This is a genomic window from Paenibacillus tarimensis, from assembly GCF_021532315.1.
In the GTDB taxonomy this organism is placed as follows: Bacteria; Bacillota; Bacilli; order Paenibacillales; family Paenibacillaceae; genus Paenibacillus_I; species Paenibacillus_I tarimensis.
The window spans coordinates 105,275-122,916 of sequence record NZ_JAKGAO010000013.1 but is presented as its reverse complement, the minus strand read 5'-3'; the positions used below and the strand labels follow the sequence as shown (position 1 = coordinate 122,916).

Here is a 17,642-nt window from a genome sequence, read left to right as displayed (position 1 = left end):
CTCACATAATATGCGGCACCCGCCTAAGTCGTGAGTACCGCGCGGCATAGGGAATAGGGATACGGATATGGATATGGCTTGCCCGCCTGGGTTAACGTGCCTATAATGAAGCCATCAATGACCTAAGAAAGGCGGAATAATATGAGTCAGCTGTTGGATATGTTGAACAAGCATAAAATCGTAGCAATTTTTCGCGGTTATGAAGGGGAACAAGCGGATTTGGCAGCTCAAGCGCTGATAGATGGCGGTATTCGGTTGATTGAAGTGACTATGAATTCGAATGACGCCCTTGCGACGATCGGCAGATGGCGTGAGCGCTTCGGGGGGACTGCCCGTATTGGTGCGGGTACTGTGCTCGATGTGGAGATGGCGCGAGAAGCGGTCGCTGCAGGCGCTGAATATCTGATCTCTCCTAATCTTGATGAAGGGGTTATTACATTCGGCGTAGAGCAGGGGGTATCCGTTTGGCCGGGCGTTATGACACCAACTGAGATTGTCCGTGCCTGGAAGGCAGGCGCCGAGGCGGTCAAGATTTTTCCGATGGGGTCATTGGGGTGGAAGTATCTCGCTGAAATTAAAGCCCCGCTTAATCATATACCGATGCTGGCCACCGGCGGGGTTGACCTTGACACGATCGGCCAATATTTCAAGGCTGGAGCTTCAGCGGTTGGCATGGGCAGCAAGCTGCTGAACCCGGATTGGATTCAGAGTGGCGAGTGGGGCAGGCTTACCGAACAGGCACGCAGGTTTGTGTATGCGGTCTCAGAGCAGCAGGCGGATTAGCGTTAAAGAACCTGGTATATCAAACACAACAAAAAAAGGGCCTGCGGCTGAGAGTGCCGCAGGCTGCAAGAGAGAATATATACTAAAGGGGGGTCATGTCAATCATTATAGAACTCTAAGCTGAATCCTACCTGAAGGTAATATTACAGTTTCATTACAAAGGTGAAATCGTTTACAGCATTTTACACTAGTGGAAAAGCAGGTAAAATTAAATTCTCTAGTTAGGCAGACAGGCTCGCAGACAGAGGAGAGGCAAGAGAGTAATTGAGAAGAAATCCTGGTCCTGTTCCCATGATAAATTGAAGGGAATAATAAGCAAAGAAGCTGCTGATTATGCGTAGAAGGAACGCTTCCACACACAACGGAGCCGCCGCAGCTCAGGGTGTATTGTGTCCCTTTGAGCTGCGGCGGCTCTTGTCTAATGATTAGTAGACGCTTGCTCTGATGGAATCAGGATATTGTCCCCACCCGGCTGCATCGATCATCAGAGTATGATTAATGTCTTACTGGACTGTATGACTCTATTCATTTATGCAGAGAGTGTTCAACCGCATTAAGGTTTAATCCAAACAACTATATACCATACTAAGGGAAATGCTGGTGAGGTGATATGGCGGAAGAGAACATCTTGTGGGCGTTGCTGGTCTTACCGCTGTTGTCCTTGTTCTTCCTGAAGCGTTCCGAGCTGAGACGTTTTCTGCCGGTGGCCTGGTTTGTAACCGTTGTTAACTCGCTTGTTTACCAGGCCGCCCATTACTATAAGTGGTGGGATGAGCAAGGATTGTTTGGCTGGGATAATATCATACCGGTACCATGGGTCTACTCGTCTTATATGGTGGCAACTATATGGATATTTAAATTTACCTACGGCCGGTTTCTGCTTTATTTAACGGTAAATGTTACTTTGGACGGTATTTACTCCTTCGCCTGGTATCCGATTCAGCAGAAAATAGGACTGGCGGGCACCGGGGGGCTTCCACCGTATGCGCCTTACCTGATGATGCTGGCTGTATCCGTACTGATCTACCTGTATCAGATGTGGCAGGAGGATGATGGCAGGACGGAGCGGCTTTAATCCCGTATGACGACTTTCGTGCCGATGGGGATATGACGATAGAGCCATTCCACATCGGTATTCCGCATGCGTATACAGCCTGACGAGACACTGCTGCCAATTGAATAGGGCCTGTTGGTTCCATGGATGCCGTATTTATATCCGCCGGTATAAGGGATACTGAGCCCCATCCATCTGGTTCCAAAAGGATTGCGCTTATCGCCGCCGGGTATATTCCCTGGCAGGTACCAGGGATTCACAATCTTATTGGCAATAGTAAATACTCCGCTTGGCGTCAATGCTCCCCTCCCTGTAGCTACCGGGAAGGTGAGGACAGATTTGCTGTTCAGTATGACCTGCAGATAGTGGCTGGATTTATCAATGAGCAGATAGACCTCATCTTCGGAATCTGCTATCCGGTATGGTTTCCCGGATTCCTTGACGCTCCTGTTGGCCGGAGTAGTGGAATCGGCGGGGACAGCGGCGGATATGGGATTAACATAGATAATGGCGGCTATTGCCAACACAGCTGCCGCTATCCATTTTTGCCGGCTGAACATATTAACCCCTCCATAGCAGTACGCATGTTATACGTCTTAGTTTGGTCATGGGACGGGATAATTATGTTAAAGGTAGAGTTACAGCTGGATCTGATTGCAGGACTGCCTTTATAGACTGGCGGGAGTTGGATATAATGGGGATATAGCTGGAAATTACGGGAGGACTGAGATGAAAAGACGGCGTCTCTTAAGAACGCTAATAATCGTCTGTATCACGTTGGGCCTGTGGGCAGCTGGCAGCGGCAATGAGTTCAAGCTGTTTACCGTCTACGCGGAAGCTGTGACGGCCTCCGATATGCAGGAGCTGGAAGCTTCAGTCGAGGCTGCGCTCCGCAAGCGGAGCGGCGTACTGCATTTTGACTACACAGGGGATAAGCAGGAGCTGTCTGAGGGGATCAAGCAGACCATCCGGCAGGCTATATCCCGGGACGAATACACAGCCTATATCGTTGATTCGTATTTTTACTCCATCCGTTCCTGGGGCGGAAGCTCGAAGGTGAAGCTGAACCTGGAATACAGGGAGACACTGGAGCAGACGGCCGAGGTGGACAGGCAAATCAGGCAGGTGCTGAAACAGCTGATCCGCCCGGATATGAACGAGCACCAGAAGGTTAAGGCCATTCATGATTGGATTGTGCTTCGCCTTTCCTATGATACCAAGCTTGAAAATTATACCGCTTACTCAGCACTGCGCAGCGGCAGTGCGGTCTGTCAGGGATACTCTCTGCTGGCTTATAAGATGCTGCATGGGGCCGGCATCCCCGTCCGGATCGTAGAAGGTACGGTTGCTACGGGGGATCACGCCTGGAACCTCGTTCAGCTGGACGGCCGCTGGTACCATCTCGATATCACATGGAACGATCCCGTCCCCGATGTGAAGGGACAGGTTCGTTATGACTATTACCTGCTGACTGATGAACAGATGCGCATAGACCATGAATGGACGAAGCCATATCCGCCATCGGCTGACGCGTACTCTGCAGCGCTGGCCAGCAAACAGGCAGGTGACCCGGCAAGGGCAGCTTTTTACAAGCAGCTGGAGGAGGTGCTCAGCTATAAGTGGCTGAAGCCCGAGTACACAGCGGCTACTTCAGATGTCCTGCAACGCCGTATTGAGCAGGCTGCCAGCGAGGGAAAGGAGAGCGTCAAGCTCCGTTATCTGCCGGGCGGGCAGCTGAAGAAGGATTTGGAGGCTGTCATGAGGAACATTCCGCGGATGGCTTCCTACAAAGCTTCTTACTCGCCGTTTGGTTCGGAGGGAGCGGTGCTGCTGGAGCTTTCGTTCGAGCTGCATGAGCGGGATTCTTAGAAAGTCTATATAAGGCAGGCCGACCAGAGTCCGCAATACGGTAAACGCCGCAGATCGTGAGGATCTGCGGCGTTTTCTATTAGACTTATCCGTTTAATAACTGGGTAATACTCTTATGCTTTGGTCTGGCCAGAGCTGCGGCTTGCAGTCATCTGCTGCCAAACGGAGCCTGCGGCTTCTTCGCCACGCTGGATGCGCTCAAGTGCAATCTGTGCCTGCAGACGGACTTCAAATTCCTCATCCTGGGCAGCTTCCTGCAGGGCTTCAAGCGCCGTTTCATCGCCGGCCTCATAGAGGAAACGCGCTGCGCGCCAGCGGACCAGCTTGTTCGGGTCACGCAGGGAATCGATCATCGGCCCGACTGCGGACGGGTCACCGAGATCGGACAGGGTGTCACCCGCTGTCCTGCGGACGGAAGGTGTCTTGTCCTTGAGCGCGGAGAACAGGTGCGGCAGGGCTTCCGGCATCCGCAGGTCACCCAGATATACGACCGCAAGCCGGCGTATGGATGCCTTCTCGTCATGGAGTGCCGATGCGATCAGGGACAGGAGCTCAGGCGTTGGCTGAGTGCGCTCCAGAGCGGCGTAACGGGTCTGCCAGTCAGGGCTTCGCAACGCTTCGGCCAGCTCTTCGGCTGTGAGCGGCCGAGGGCGCACCGGAACTGCAGGAGCTTCCGTCTCGCCATTCTCATCTCTGGCAGCCAATCGGGCTGCTTCTATGAGTCCGTTGAGACGCTCCTCGGGGTAAGCCGCCGCAAGCTCCTGTGCAACCTCGGCTGCAATCTCGTCCGGTTCTCCATAACGGATACCGTATTCCTCAAGCTTGCGCTCCATGATCATTGTGGCGCCGGCTGCTTCACGGACAGCTCTTCCGAATGGTTCGGGCAGTGCTAGCCGTGACTCGTGATCCGCCATGCGGACACGGATCTGGATGGGAATGCCGCGGTAGGTCTGTACGAGCACATGGGCTTCTCCAAAGCCGGTATTCGTCTCGTCCGCCCGCTGAACTCCTCCCTCGCCGCCGGCTTCATCCCCGGCTTCGAACAGCGCACGGGCATCGCTTAAGATACGCTGCCAGTCTGCGCCCGGCTTGCGGTCGAGCGCAATGAAGTCGGCCGTCCGGAAGACGCTGCGCACGCCTTCAATCGCGAGGAGCCCGCGGAAGAACTCGGGGGCTTCATCCTTTTGCTCCAGCGTGTAGGTTGCTCTGCGGCCGGAGGGCCATTTTTCATCGACATTAAGCTTCATAGAGTTCGGGCTTGGTGTCGGTTCGATTGATAACAGCTTCATGGTAGAAGACCTCCTTCTTGTCTGATTTTCTCAAGATAATGATGGAGTGAAGAATCATACTATTAGTGTAGACCAATTCGCTGCGAATACCAAATGTGCCAGCATGCTGGCATGACCGCCATATTTGCTCTGCGCGAGCCGAATTGATATCTTATAACGAGAAACGTTCTACGGGAGGGAATGGCTGTATGCGGAAAGACCGTTATGTGAACCTGGACCCCGTATTTACGGAAAAAACAATGAACCATTTCAACAGATGGCGTCAGGAGAGAGCGCGCAAGGCTAGGGAGAAGGATTACAGCTACATTGTGCCAAATGTGAAGCCGGACCTGACTTATCTGCACCATAACCGCACAGAGCCGGCGCTGACTTGGATCGGTCATTCGACCTTCTTGATTCAGCACTCGGGACTCAATATTGTGACGGACCCTGTATGGTCCACACAGCTTGCCCTACATAAGCGGATGGCGCCGCCGGGAGTTGCTATTGAAGATATGCCGCCGATTGATGTTGTACTGGTGTCCCACTCCCATTATGACCATCTGAGTGTATCCTCCCTGCGTCGTTTGAGCGGTTCCAAAACGATACTGGTGCCAGGGGGCTTGAAGAGCAAGCTTCAGTTCAAGGGCTTCATGAAGGTCAAGGAGCTGGAGTGGTGGGAATCGGTAACGATAAGGGGGCTCAAGTTTACGTTTGTTCCTTCCCAGCATTGGACACGGCGCAATCCGTGGGATATGAATAAATCGCATTGGGGCGGCTGGGTGATCGAGCCGACAGCTGCTCATGCTGCAGCCGCGGTCGGACAATCTGCAGTTGAGGTGCCGGAAGAGCCGCAGGTCGGCAGTTATGATGACCGACCGGTAGTGCCGTCGTCTCCTGTCATCTATTTTGCCGGTGACAGCGGGTATTTCCGGGGGTTTGCAGAGATAGGACGCCGCTTCAAAATTGACGTGGCGCTGATGCCGATCGGCGCTTACGACCCCGAGTGGTTCATGGGACCGCAGCATGTTTCGCCAGAGGAGTCACTGCAGGCTTTCCTCGACACCAAAGCAGGCTGGTTTGTGCCCATGCACTACGGATCGTTCAAGCTGGCGGATGATACGCCAAAGGAAGCGCTTGACAGGCTTGAGGCCGGCAGAGGAAGGCTGAATATTCCCTCCGACAAGCTGGTCATTCTGCCGCATGGAGAGACATGGAAGATGAACGGAAGCCATCATGAGGGCTAAAAAAGCAGACAACAACGCCAATCCCCGACATGGTGGCCGGGCTGCCGTGAGCGGTATAATACAAGAATGACGAACTTTTGTTAAGGGAGGATCTGTACCCATGTCATCTACGATACGACTGGGTATTATCGGTGCAGGTGCCATCGGTAATGTCCACATGGAAGTGTTCGGACGGATACCTGACGTAACGCTTGCAAGCGTTACGGACGCTTATCTTCCACTTGCCGAGCAGCGGGCGAAGGAGCATACGATACCTGTTATTCATCAAAGCCCTCAGCATATGCTGGAGGATCCCGAGATAGATGCGGTAGTAGTCGCGGTTCCGAACAAGCATCATGCACCGCTGGCTATCGAAGCGCTTCGCCAGGGCAAGCATGTCCTGCTGGAGAAGCCGATGGCCAACAGTGCGGACTCGGCGCGCGAGATTCTTGAAGCAAAGGAGCAGTCCGGCAGGATCTTGATGCTCGGCCACCAGATGCGGTGGACGGGTCTAAGCCGTGCGCTTAAGCAGCATATTGACAAGGGCGGTCTGGGACGGATCTATAATGCGAAGGCGGGCTGGATGCGCAAGAAGGGGATTCCCGGCTGGGGCTCCTGGTTTACGCGCATGAATGAAGCCGGCGGCGGCCCGCTGATTGATATCGGTGTTCATATGCTCGATCTTGCCCTGTATCTGATGGGCAACCCAAAGCCGGTCTCGGTCTACGGCACGACTTACGCGGAATTCGGTCCGCAGCGCAAGGGGATCGGTACCTGGGGAACGCCCAACTGGGACGGTTACTATGATGTCGAGGATCTGGCTACAGCCTTGATCAAGATGGACAACGGCGCCACTCTGTCGCTGGAAGTGAGCTGGGCGGCACATGCGGCGGGGATGTCCGAAGAGCCGTTCATTCATCTGATGGGCACGGAGGCGGGCGGAGCCATGATCGGCGGCCGGGGATTGCTGGTCCATCATGCGTTCGACCAGATCGTAGAGACTGAGGTGGAGCCTCTCGGCGGGGAGGATGACAGAACCTTGCTGGGACGCCACTTTATTGAATGCATCCGGGAGAACAAAGAGCCGATTACATCAGCGCTCTCCGGCTATACGAATAATCGGATACTGAGCGCCATCTATGAATCCTCCCGTTCGGGCAATGAAGTGAAGCTCAACTGGGACTAGCGCATCCAGGCGCGAAACTCAGAACAAGCATTCCGTTTTCCTGCTGCCGGCAGGCGGAATGCTTGTTTTTGGCTGAAGAAGTACAAGCTGGGGCGTGGTTCTGGCCTGCTGCCTTATGCTATAATGGTAGGATGAACAAGATTTTGAACATAAGGACGGGATTTATAACATGATAAGTACAAGTGGAGTAACGCTTCGCTATGGCAAGCGCGCACTCTTTGAAGATGTGAATATTAAGTTTACCCCCGGCAACTGTTACGGACTGATTGGTGCCAACGGTGCGGGCAAGTCGACATTCCTCAAGATTCTCTCCGGTGAGATCGAGCCGACCAACGGCGAGGTGCATATTACACCGGGTGAGCGGATCGCAGTGCTGAAGCAGAACCACTATGAATACGATGAGTTCAAGGTTCTGGATACCGTTATTATGGGCTACAAGAAGCTGTACGAGGTAATGAAGGAGAAGGACGCCATCTACATGAAGGCCGATTTCACCGATGAGGACGGCATGCGTGCAGGCGAGCTGGAAGCCGAATTTGCCGAGATGAACGGATGGGAAGCCGAATCAGAGGCGGCAGCGATGCTGAATGGTCTGGGTATCCCGACTGAGATGCATGACCGGCAAATGAACGAGCTGGACGGCAATGAGAAGGTCCGTGTCCTGCTTGCTCAGGCGCTGTTCGGCAACCCGCAGATCCTGCTGCTCGATGAGCCTACCAACCATCTGGATATGCAGTCGATTGAATGGCTGGAGAACTTCCTGGCCGGTTACGAAGGCACAGTTATCGTGGTCTCCCATGACCGTCACTTCCTGAATACGGTATGTACCCATATCGCTGATATCGATTTTGGTAAAATCCAGATGTATGTGGGCAACTATGACTTCTGGTATGAATCCAGCCAGCTGGCGCTGCAGCTGATGCGCGACCAGAACAAGAAGAAGGAAGACAAGATCAAGGAGCTGCAGGCGTTCATTCAGCGCTTCAGCGCGAACAAGTCCAAGGCGAAGCAGGCGACCTCCCGTAAGAAGCTGCTTGATAAAATTTCGCTCGATGACATTCGTCCGTCCAACCGCAAGTATCCGTTCATTAACTTTAAGCCTGAGCGTGAGGCCGGCAAGCAGCTGCTGCTCGCAGAAGGTCTTACAAAGTCGATTGACGGTACCAAGCTGATTGACAATCTTACCCTGACGGTGAACAAGGGCGACAAAATTGCGCTCGTCGGTCCGGATTCGCTGCCGAAGACGCTCTTGTTCCAGATTCTCACGGGTGAAGTGGAGCCGGATGCCGGCACCTACCAGTGGGGCATTACAACGACTCAGGCATATTTCCCGAAGGACAACTCGGCTTACTTCGACGGCGTGGAGATGACCCTGGTGGATTGGCTGCGCCAGTATTCGAAGGATCAGGATGAATCCTTCATCCGCGGCTTCCTCGGCCGCATGCTGTTCTCGGGGGATGAGGCGCTCAAGAAGGCGAATGTCCTCTCCGGCGGCGAGAAGGTTCGCTGCATGCTGTCGAAGGCGATGCTCTCGGGCGCTAACGTCCTGCTGATGGATGAGCCGACGAACCACCTGGATCTGGAGTCGATCACGGCGCTTAATAACGGGCTGATTGATTTTGACGGCACGCTGATCTTCACCTCGCATGACCATCAGTTCGTGCAGACCATTGCGAACCGGATTGTTGAAATTACCCCGAATGGTGTTATCGACCGGATGATGACCTATGACGAATACCTGGAGAGCAGTGAGGTTAAGGAGCTCCGGGAGCGGGCTTACTCCGCATAGTCAGTCGTATGACGGTCTGTCGGCCCGGACGGATAAAGATAGCAGCGGGTAATAACCAATGAAATTTTGTCCTCAAGAGAAGGGGTAGTGAGCATGTCTTTGTTCGAGCGCATGAAGCAGGGCGCCTCCGAGGCAGCCCGCAAGGTAGAGCAGACCGTTGAGATCACCCGGCTGAAATCCCAGATTTCGAGCAGGGAGAAGGAGATGGATAAGCTGTATGCCCGTATTGGCCAATCGGTCTACAGGTCCTATATAGCAGGCGACGTCTCGACCTCCGAGGAAGAAGTAATGGACTACTGTGCCGAGCTTACCGAGCTCGAACAAGAAATTACGCAAATCCAGACGAAGATTAAGGATATTAAGCTGGAGAAGACCTGTTCCGGCTGCGAGACGGTTGTTTCAGCCGGTGTACGCTATTGTCCAGAGTGCGGGAAGAAATTCCCGGAGGAGGAGCAGCCGAAGGCGCCAGATACCACAGCGGCAGAAATCCGTGTCATATGCAACCGCTGCGGAGCGGAGAATGATATGGCTGCACGCTATTGCGTTGGCTGCGGAGATGAGCTGTCGGCTGGCGCAGCGACAGGCGAATATGTTAAGAACGACCCGGACGACACCGCTCAGCGTTAATCAGCTGTAGTCGTTTTCACAGTGGTCGAAATATGGGGGACAGCGCCAGGGGGATTTCCCTATGGATAAGCTGTCCTCTTTTTGGCTTGCTGCAGCGTGTGAAATATGCGGCTCCTGGGTATGCTTAATAGTTGTAGGGCGGCTTAAAAGCGCAAGGAGAGAAAGTTGAATAGGGGCAAACTAATTGCCCCGCTACATAATGCTGGGGCTGCGGCAACACTGTTTCTCTAGACCCACACAGGATTCGTCAGGTATGATACCGATATTGGAAAAAGCTTGGAACGGAGGCGGAGAAGCTGGATCAATATCAGAAGATTAAGGCAGGGGAACGGGGAGCATGGGTTAGTATTTCGGCCTACCTGGTTCTGTCGACAGTTAAGCTTGCGGCAGGCTACTGGTTTCTTTCGAGTGCACTCGTAGCGGACGGATTCAACAACCTCACAGATATCATCGCGTCTACGGCCGTCTTAATTGGCCTCCGCATCTCTCAGAAGCCGCCGGACCAGGATCATCCCTATGGCCACTTTAGGGCGGAGACGATCGCGGCTCTGGTAGCCTCCTTCATTATGGCAACAGTTGGTTTGCAGGTGTTGATAGGTGCTGTTCGTTCCCTGTTTGCTGAGGCAAAGGCAGTCCCGGATCTGAACTCGGCTTGGATTGCCCTCGCTGCTTCCGCATGTATGCTGGGTGTATACTGGTACAACCGGCGGCTTGCGAAGCGAATTGAGAATCAGGCTCTGATGGCGGCTGCGAAGGACAATCTGGCGGATGCTCTTGTGGGGGTAGGGGCTGCAATCGGGATTATTGGTTCTCAATTCGGCTTGCCATGGATGGACCCTGTAGCTGCGTTGGCGGTCGGTATCATTATCTGCAAGACAGCATGGGAGATATTCCACAGCTCCACTCATGCCTTAACTGACGGATTTGATGTCAATCAGTTGAATAATCTGCGGATGACAATTGAAGGGACGAAAGGGGTTCGTTCCATTAAGGATATCAAGGCAAGGGTTCATGGCAGTAATGTGCTGATTGATGTCATTGTACAGGTAGATCCCAGTTTGTCCTTAATTGAGAGTCATCGTATTAGCGACGAGATAGAGAGACGGATGGAAGGCGAACATAATATATTAAATGTCCACGTCCATGTTGAGCCGCATATCATGGAAGAGGCGGTCAGAAAACCGGACACGCACTAAAATGATGATGCCGGCTCTACAAGAAGTACTGTTTCATGGATTGGCAGCAAGTCCCTTCGATAAACATTGGAATCCTGAGCGGATTATGCCGATGATCTATCTAAGGGGCTTTTTTGTGTTAACACCTACGCTTGGTAAATGTATGGAAGGCCAGGCGAAACGGCTCGTTGGCAGGTGGTAAATTCAGCCAAGTCCTGGAACGAAATATAGTTAGAAGGACTTTAGCCCTATATTTAAGGAAGGTCAGGATTGTCTGCAAACTGCGAGCAAAGGAATATTTTTTCCCGGCGCTCCGCTTTTTTTGGCGGTTGGCTGTTTCAGATGTCCTTTGCGGGGGTTGATAACCAGCGCCAGACCTTTTGAAACAGACATGAAGTGGAGCAGCTGGTAATTAGGGCTCCCGTTGGATGCTCTATGGCAGCTGCGCAAATAGAATAAGAGCTATCAGACAAGCCGTCCAGATGAGGACAGCCTTCGGGGAAGGAAGTGAGGGATCGGGCTAATCCTGATTATACCGGCAGATTCCATCTGCGATTTGCGGATGAAGACAGTGGGAAATGACAGACACCAGGACGGGTAGCAAGGAAAGAACCTTACGAAGACAAATCGACAACTTGGAGGCTTTATTCATATGAAAAAAATGACATCGTTATTACTCTCGCTTGCTGTGGCAGCGGCATGCACGTTCCCGGCGCCTTCGCCGGCAAAAGCGGCACAAGCAACCCAGGCGGAAATCATAAACAGTGTAAGCTTTAGAGGGAAGCCGAGTGTGAACGGCGGTTTCATCCGCTACCTTAAGAAAGGCGAGAAGGTTGCCGTACTAGGCCAACCCAATGCTTACTGGTTTCAAGTGAAGGACGGACAAGGTGTCATTGGATATATATCGACTCAGAGCAAATACACGCAGGTAACGGGTACGGCCGTCAGCGAGACGGCTGCTTCACCAGCATCGGCAGGAGCGAACGCGGTAATCGTGAACTCGGTATCCTTCCGGACAAGCCCGTCGACAGGAGCCCAGCGTATCCGTTATCTGCAGAGCGGAGAGGCTGTTACGGTTGTAAGTCAACCAAACAGTTATTGGTATCAAGTGAAGGACAGCGACGGTGTGACTGGATATACGAGCACAAACAGCAGGTATATTCAAGTAACGGACGGGAATGCAGTACAAGCCCCGGCTTCAGCCCCACTATCTGCCCCGGAGTCGGCACCAGCGGTTGGAGGTTCTGTTGTTATCGAGAAAGTAGTGGCGGCAGGAATGGGTTATCTGGGCACGCCGTATGAGTATGGCTCAAGCCGCAGCACGACGGCAACGTTTGACTGTTCCGATCTGATACGCCAGATGTTCATTGACGGCGCAGGCCTCACGCTTCCGGCGGATTCCCGTAAGCAGGGCGACTATGTGAAGCAGCTTGGGATGGACAGCAAATCCTTAAGCCAGCTGAAGCGGGGGGACATCCTGTTCTTCATGAGCTATAAGGGCTCAAGTGCTTCCAGCTACAGCTCTGTGGATAAGGAGACGGCGAGGATTACGCATGCGGCTGTCTATCTGGGAGACGGACAAATCCTTCATACGTACTCGAAGACGTCAGGCGGGGTGCGGATCGACAGAATTGGCGGAAATCATTGGGAATATCGCTTCCTGTTTGGCGGCAGTGTAATCAAGTAGTTGTTAGCAAAAGGGGTGACTGGATTAGGCAGTCACCCCTTATTTTTGCTGTAATACCGTTACTCAAGAGCAGCACGCTAGCTGCTTACTCGCGGGGCGTGCGGCGTGCTGCGCCGCTTGCCAAGGCGGCTTGAATGACCCGCCGGCGAACCTCGCTGACAACCCGGCTGTTAAATACACTCGGTATGATATAGAACCGGTTCAGCTCTTCGGGATCAATGACGGCTGCAATTGCTTCAGCCGCAGCCAGCTTCATCGGCTCATTGATCTCTGAAGCGCGGCAATCCAAGGCTCCGCGGAAGATGCCTGGAAAGCAAAGCACGTTATTAATCTGATTGGGGTAATCGGAACGCCCTGTGGCGAATACGGCAACAAGATCCTCCGCATCCTCGGGCCGGATCTCCGGCTCGGGATTGGCCATGGCAAATACGATAGGCTCCTCCGCCATGGAGAGGATATGCTCACGTTTCAGCAACCCGCCGGCAGATACGCCAATGAATACATCCGCTTCTTTAACGGCATCGGCTAGACCGCCGCTGATTTTCCGCGGGTTTGTATGCTCTGCATACCAATTCCACATAGGATGAGCATACTTTTTTTCGGTGGTGAGAATGCCTTCCTTGTCCACGCCTACAATGTCGCGGGCGCCGCCGGCAAGCAGCATCTTGGTACATGCCGTTCCGGCAGCTCCAATACCGCAGACGACAATCCGGGCATCCTGCAGCTTACGGCCGGTGAGCTTGAGAGCGTTTAGAAGACCGGCATACAGGACGACCGCGGTGCCATGCTGGTCATCATGGAATACGGGGATGTCGAGCTCCTGGCGGAGCCGCTGTTCGATCTCGAAGCATCTTGGAGCCGCAATATCTTCCAGGTTAATGCCGCCGAAACCGGGTGCAACCGCTTTGACGGCTGCGATAATCGACTCAGTGTCCTGTGTGTCCAGGCATAGGGGGAAGGCGTCCACATCGGCAAATTGTTTGAACAGCATGGCCTTTCCTTCCATGACGGGCATGGCGGCATATGGGCCGATATTGCCAAGACCGAGTACAGCGCTGCCATCAGAGACAACCGCTACCGTATTCCGCTTGACGGTCAACGTGAATGCTTTAGCGGGATCCTCATGAATGGCCTGGCAAACCCGGGCTACCTCGGGTGTATACACCCGTGAGAGATCATCGCGGTTTTGAATCGGTGTCTTGGGCTGGACGCTGATTTTGCCGCCCAAGTGAAGCAGGAAGGTGCGGTCAGATACATTTACAAGCCGGATGCCTGGCATTGCGCCGAGTGCTTCCTTGATGGCGGGCAACGTCACTGTATCATTTACTTTTACCGTCAGGTCACGAACCGTCCGATCGCGTCCGGTTTCGATTACGTCAATTGCGACGAGATCACCGCCAGCCTGTTCAATGGCACCGGCAGCCTGCCCGAAAGCAGCTTGCTTTGTGTCAAGCTCGACTCGCAGGATGATTGTTTTACCGTCCAGTGCTTTAGCCATATAAACTATCGCCTCCAGTTCAGTATCTATATATGTTACCCGGGTCTGCGCGCTTCACACTCATAACTGTTTACGTTCCTTGGCTGCTTGTTATGCCTTTATAAAAGAAAAGCGCCGGTTACTGCATCATCTGCAGTATGGCGCGGGAGCATTGTTCCGGATTATATTGTTGGTTGCGCTTGGACATCAGGGTTCTGCGGAATTGCACGGTGGCATAAGGCTCCTGAATCAGCGTAAACCACTTGTCTATCGTCTGTCTGCTGTCAAGCATTTCGCCAAAGCCGTTGCGGATAAAGTATTCGCAATTCTCTTCCTCTTGACCGGGAATCGGCTCATAGAACAGCATAGGTATGCCTTTGCTGAGTCCCTCGGTACAGGTCATGCCGCCGGGTTTTGTAATAAGCAGGTCCGACACATCCATTAGCTTGCTGACCTCGCGAGTAAAGCCCAGAATCTTAATATTGGTATGCTGGAACAGTGGGTTGGATGCCATCTGCCCGCGGACCTTCTCATTGCTTCCAACGCAGAAGATCAGCTGTACCTTATCCCGGTAACGGGCCATGTATTCGAATAAGTCGTTATCCTGCAGCAGTCCCCAGCCTCCGCCCATAACAAGTACAGTCGGCATAGGCTTAAGATCGAATTGACGCTGAATTTCATTGCGGTCAAATGTTGTCCAGAACGTAGGATGAACGGGAATGCCTGTTACTTCGATCCGAGCGGGCGGGATACCGTGCGCCATCAGCTTGCGTTTAACAATGGGGGTCGAGACCAGGTATTTGGTCACTTCGGCATTGGTCCATGTGCCGTGTGCATCATAATCCGTAATTAGTGTATATAATGGCACATTCAGGCCAAGGCGCTTGAGCCGCCCGACGACAGCATTGGGCACGGGATGCGTACACACGATCAGGTCGGGCTTAAGCTGAGCGATGACCTGGGAGGTATGTGTGTAAAATATCCTGTGCAGCGCAAGCTGCGTGAAGCGGTTCAGCGAACGTTTATAGTTCGTCCGGTACATCATGCCGACCAGCTTGGGTTGTTTGCTGACGGTTTTGCGGTATGCTGATACGATCCAGGGACCCAGCACCGGGTTGAGAAATTTACCGAGCTCGATTACGCGGGTCTGAATATCAGGATTGAGCTGCTTGATGCCAACGGCCAGCGCATAAGCGGCTTGGGTATGTCCGGAACCGAACCCCTCAGAGAGCAGAAGCACTCTTTTTTTACGCATCGTCTCACCTACTTTTCCTAATACCATATTACGGGAGGAAATGCCGATTGACAAGGTGGTTCGCCCCTTCCGCAGCGCCTTGGCCGCTTAAGTTCTTCTAAAGAAATTGAAAAATGAGGTACAATAGATTTAAACTCCATAATTTATACGATTGGAAGGTGCAAAAAGATGAGCCAACCGGCAAAAGATTTTCCCGCGCCAGGACAGAACGTCAAGATGAATTACAAATCCGGTGTCTACATTGGAGAAGTCATGGAAATCAGCGGCCCGCGTGCTGTTGTTAAGGTGCTGGCCGTATTGAAGCATCCGGAGCAGGGGGACCTTCACAACCCGTATAACCCGGATGTACCGATGTTCCATGAGCGTCGTGCATTGAGCTACACGGAAAAAGCGCTTGCTCTCATTAATGATCTGCAGCCGTACAGCGGCCATATACCGGATTACCGCGAGTCGCTAATGCATGCGGTGGAATCAGAGCTTGCAGATTTGGAGAGACTAAGGCGCTGGGCGGATCGAAGCATCCAGCAGCTGGAAGCGCTGCGCAGTGAATATTAAGGAAGAGTAACCGCAGGCCTGGCCGCTTCTAAAAGCCGTGCCGGCCCGTCCACACACCGCTGTTTCATATCTGCTGATATATGCTTGTTACCATACATTCTACGTTTGTAACTATGAATTAATGAATGCTGTTTTTATCGGAGCCCGGTAGACTACCTGATAACCCAGCCCGTCAGCCAGAACGGCAAGCGGAACATAGGTTTTCTGTTCTTTTCCGGAGCGCTGCAGGAAAGGCGGCGAGTCGATGGTAACCGGCTTGCCGTCGACGAGCATGCTGTCCGAGCCGATCGTGAGCGCTACCTGCCGGCTGCCAAGCTTAATGATGGCTGTCTTGGATGAAGCGTTCCACGAGGTCTCCGCTCCCATAGCATCGGCTATGTCACGCAAAACCAGATAAGAGCGACCATTCTTAATTATGGGCTTGAACGGTGTTATGACCTCTTTACCGCTGACAACAACCGAAATAGGCTGATCAGCAGTCCTTGGCGAGGTTTGGCGTACCTCCCCCCACACCGCTTTTGCAAATGCATCGCCCATAGCGGTATACCCGCTTTGGGTAGGATGAATATCTTTCCCCTTGGAAGCTACTATAGTTGTATATTTCGTTTCATTATTAATGAAGGATTCCCCGACGTAAGCGGGTTTAACCCTATAGCCCTCCGTTGAAAAACGGCCGCTGACCTCATTCAGCTTAGCTCGGAACTTGGCTGATACACTTTGTACATAGAGGTAATCGGATTCCTGAATGCCAAGCAGCTTATTGTTTGGAAGCGGCGAATAGAGATCTGCGGCGACAATCTGCACCTTCGGATTAATAGATAGAATGCTGCTCAGGGCTGCAGAGAAGGAGAGGTCAAATTCTGACAGCATGCTGTCGATCCAGGCGTCCGTTTCTTCCCGTGTCGCGCCGGCCTTAATAAGGTCAATCATCGGGGAGAAGTCGTTGGAACCAATCGTCAGGACAGCCAGGTCGGCCAGCTGAAGCTGTTCCTTGATCTCGGCAGCACCCGCAGCGATTTTATCGGCACGGGGGTCAAAAAGGCCTGTCTGGACTTCTGCTCCCGACAGCGGCTTGCTCATTGCGGCAGCGGCCATAAGACGTTCCAGCCCGCCAGTCTTCAATCCAAGGATGCCGTAATTAGCGATTTCGGTGCGGTAGCCTTGGAACAGGGCTTGCTCATATACGCGCTCCACATAGCCGTATGGTATGGGGTTTGGCTGGTTTTCCATGCCGAATTCATAGCCTACCGTCAGTGAATCGCCAAGCGCCACGATACGGAAAGTCTGGTCCTCATGTGAAGCTGTTTGTGCTGCTGTATAGGGAACAGCCAGCAGCTTAAGGTTATGAGCATAGGCAGAAGTAGTTAGCGGAACCGTCAACAGCGACAGGCCGACAGCAAGCGCTGCCATACGCTTGACATACGGTTTGGCGGCAGGGGCAGCTGAGGATTTCCTGAATTTTCTATACATTGAATGCACGTCCTTTGGTATATTGATAGTATGTTCATGAAGAAAAGTGTATAAAAACAAGCGCCCAGTTAAGGATTCCTTATCACTACCATAAAAATATTAAATTGATATCGGTATAGGGTGATGTTAGAATAATATAATAATGAAAATGCGGAAACTGGCCGTTTTTGCTTGATTATGCCGGCAGAAGCCTGGTAAACGGCTGTAACAGGTTCCGAGGT

General features: G+C 52.8%; 15 protein-coding genes. 10 read left to right on the top strand and 5 right to left on the bottom strand.

The features are described 5' to 3' along the window. Positions 1-141 precede the first annotated feature (141 nt). Together L1N82_RS15360 and L1N82_RS15355 are read left to right on the top strand one after the other, a co-directional pair. Entirely contained in the window at positions 142-783 is a 642-nt protein-coding gene (locus tag L1N82_RS15360) for a bifunctional 4-hydroxy-2-oxoglutarate aldolase/2-dehydro-3-deoxy-phosphogluconate aldolase (protein ID WP_235288332.1), read from the top strand. 610 nt (positions 784-1,393) lie between these two features. Further along, on the top strand, positions 1,394-1,858 hold the full coding sequence (locus tag L1N82_RS15355) for a hypothetical protein (protein ID WP_235288331.1): 465 nt from the start codon (positions 1,394-1,396) through the stop codon (positions 1,856-1,858). Here the strand turns inward: L1N82_RS15355 and L1N82_RS15350 are convergent. Then, on the bottom strand, positions 1,855-2,397 hold the full coding sequence (locus tag L1N82_RS15350) for a L,D-transpeptidase (RefSeq protein ID WP_235288330.1): 543 nt from the start codon (positions 2,395-2,397) through the stop codon (positions 1,855-1,857). The genes L1N82_RS15355 and L1N82_RS15350 overlap by 4 nt on opposite strands. A gap of 169 nt (positions 2,398-2,566) precedes the next feature. Between L1N82_RS15350 and L1N82_RS15345 the strand changes: the two genes are divergently transcribed. Further along, the gene (locus L1N82_RS15345; protein WP_235288329.1) at positions 2,567-3,706 is read left to right on the top strand and encodes a transglutaminase domain-containing protein; all 1,140 of its coding nucleotides are present in this window, start codon (positions 2,567-2,569) and stop codon (positions 3,704-3,706) included. Between the two features lie 113 nt (positions 3,707-3,819). Here L1N82_RS15345 and L1N82_RS15340 read toward each other — a convergent pair whose 3' ends face one another. Further along, positions 3,820-4,995, bottom strand: a complete 1,176-nt coding sequence (locus L1N82_RS15340) for a conserved virulence factor C family protein (RefSeq protein ID WP_235288328.1) — start codon at positions 4,993-4,995, stop codon at positions 3,820-3,822. A gap of 188 nt (positions 4,996-5,183) precedes the next feature. Between L1N82_RS15340 and L1N82_RS15335 the strand changes: the two genes are divergently transcribed. The 6 genes from L1N82_RS15335 to L1N82_RS15310 all read left to right on the top strand — a co-directional run bounded on the left by L1N82_RS15335 (position 5,184) and on the right by L1N82_RS15310 (position 12,664). Continuing rightward, a complete protein-coding gene (locus tag L1N82_RS15335) occupies positions 5,184-6,221 on the top strand; it encodes an MBL fold metallo-hydrolase (RefSeq protein WP_235288327.1) in 1,038 nt (345 codons plus the stop codon). Between the two features lie 100 nt (positions 6,222-6,321). Next, positions 6,322-7,386, top strand: a complete 1,065-nt coding sequence (locus L1N82_RS15330; RefSeq protein ID WP_235288326.1) for a Gfo/Idh/MocA family protein — start codon at positions 6,322-6,324, stop codon at positions 7,384-7,386. A 169-nt stretch (positions 7,387-7,555) separates the two neighbouring features. Then, on the top strand, positions 7,556-9,175 hold the full coding sequence (locus tag L1N82_RS15325; RefSeq protein ID WP_235288325.1) for an ABC-F family ATP-binding cassette domain-containing protein: 1,620 nt from the start codon (positions 7,556-7,558) through the stop codon (positions 9,173-9,175). A gap of 93 nt (positions 9,176-9,268) precedes the next feature. Then, entirely contained in the window at positions 9,269-9,802 is a 534-nt protein-coding gene (locus L1N82_RS15320; RefSeq protein WP_235288324.1) for a zinc ribbon domain-containing protein, read from the top strand. Positions 9,803-10,098: 296 nt separating this feature from the next. Next, positions 10,099-10,998, top strand: a complete 900-nt coding sequence (locus L1N82_RS15315) for a cation diffusion facilitator family transporter (RefSeq protein ID WP_235288467.1) — start codon at positions 10,099-10,101, stop codon at positions 10,996-10,998. 631 nt (positions 10,999-11,629) lie between these two features. After that, a complete protein-coding gene (locus tag L1N82_RS15310; protein ID WP_235288323.1) occupies positions 11,630-12,664 on the top strand; it encodes a C40 family peptidase in 1,035 nt (344 codons plus the stop codon). 85 nt (positions 12,665-12,749) lie between these two features. Here L1N82_RS15310 and L1N82_RS15305 read toward each other — a convergent pair whose 3' ends face one another. Together L1N82_RS15305 and L1N82_RS15300 are read right to left on the bottom strand one after the other, a co-directional pair. Next, positions 12,750-14,162, bottom strand: coding sequence for an NAD-dependent malic enzyme (locus L1N82_RS15305; protein ID WP_235288322.1), 1,413 nt, complete (start codon positions 14,160-14,162; stop codon positions 12,750-12,752). Between the two features lie 118 nt (positions 14,163-14,280). Beyond that, on the bottom strand, positions 14,281-15,396 hold the full coding sequence (locus tag L1N82_RS15300; RefSeq protein WP_235288321.1) for an MGDG synthase family glycosyltransferase: 1,116 nt from the start codon (positions 15,394-15,396) through the stop codon (positions 14,281-14,283). Positions 15,397-15,564: 168 nt separating this feature from the next. On the opposite strand from L1N82_RS15300, the gene L1N82_RS15295 reads away from it, so the two are divergent. Beyond that, positions 15,565-15,951, top strand: a complete 387-nt coding sequence (locus L1N82_RS15295; protein WP_235288320.1) for a kinase-associated lipoprotein B — start codon at positions 15,565-15,567, stop codon at positions 15,949-15,951. 111 nt (positions 15,952-16,062) lie between these two features. Here L1N82_RS15295 and L1N82_RS15290 read toward each other — a convergent pair whose 3' ends face one another. Next, on the bottom strand, positions 16,063-17,421 hold the full coding sequence (locus L1N82_RS15290; RefSeq protein ID WP_235288319.1) for a stalk domain-containing protein: 1,359 nt from the start codon (positions 17,419-17,421) through the stop codon (positions 16,063-16,065). Positions 17,422-17,642 lie beyond the last annotated feature (221 nt).

Excerpts from the sequence above, each read along its gene's own strand:
- L1N82_RS15360 (WP_235288332.1), top strand. The coding sequence starts at position 142 with ATGAGTCAGCTGTTGGATATGTTGAACAAGCATAAAATCGTAGCAATT.
- L1N82_RS15355 (WP_235288331.1), top strand. The coding sequence starts at position 1,394 with ATGGCGGAAGAGAACATCTTGTGGGCGTTGCTGGTCTTACCGCTGTTG.
- L1N82_RS15350 (WP_235288330.1), bottom strand. The coding sequence starts at position 2,397 with ATGTTCAGCCGGCAAAAATGGATAGCGGCAGCTGTGTTGGCAATAGCC.
- L1N82_RS15345 (WP_235288329.1), top strand. The coding sequence starts at position 2,567 with ATGAAAAGACGGCGTCTCTTAAGAACGCTAATAATCGTCTGTATCACG.
- L1N82_RS15340 (WP_235288328.1), bottom strand. The coding sequence starts at position 4,995 with ATGAAGCTGTTATCAATCGAACCGACACCAAGCCCGAACTCTATGAAG.
- L1N82_RS15335 (WP_235288327.1), top strand. The coding sequence starts at position 5,184 with ATGCGGAAAGACCGTTATGTGAACCTGGACCCCGTATTTACGGAAAAA.
- L1N82_RS15330 (WP_235288326.1), top strand. The coding sequence starts at position 6,322 with ATGTCATCTACGATACGACTGGGTATTATCGGTGCAGGTGCCATCGGT.
- L1N82_RS15325 (WP_235288325.1), top strand. The coding sequence starts at position 7,556 with ATGATAAGTACAAGTGGAGTAACGCTTCGCTATGGCAAGCGCGCACTC.
- L1N82_RS15320 (WP_235288324.1), top strand. The coding sequence starts at position 9,269 with ATGTCTTTGTTCGAGCGCATGAAGCAGGGCGCCTCCGAGGCAGCCCGC.
- L1N82_RS15310 (WP_235288323.1), top strand. The coding sequence starts at position 11,630 with ATGAAAAAAATGACATCGTTATTACTCTCGCTTGCTGTGGCAGCGGCA.
- L1N82_RS15305 (WP_235288322.1), bottom strand. The coding sequence starts at position 14,162 with ATGGCTAAAGCACTGGACGGTAAAACAATCATCCTGCGAGTCGAGCTT.
- L1N82_RS15300 (WP_235288321.1), bottom strand. The coding sequence starts at position 15,396 with ATGCGTAAAAAAAGAGTGCTTCTGCTCTCTGAGGGGTTCGGTTCCGGA.
- L1N82_RS15295 (WP_235288320.1), top strand. The coding sequence starts at position 15,565 with ATGAGCCAACCGGCAAAAGATTTTCCCGCGCCAGGACAGAACGTCAAG.
- L1N82_RS15290 (WP_235288319.1), bottom strand. The coding sequence starts at position 17,421 with ATGTATAGAAAATTCAGGAAATCCTCAGCTGCCCCTGCCGCCAAACCG.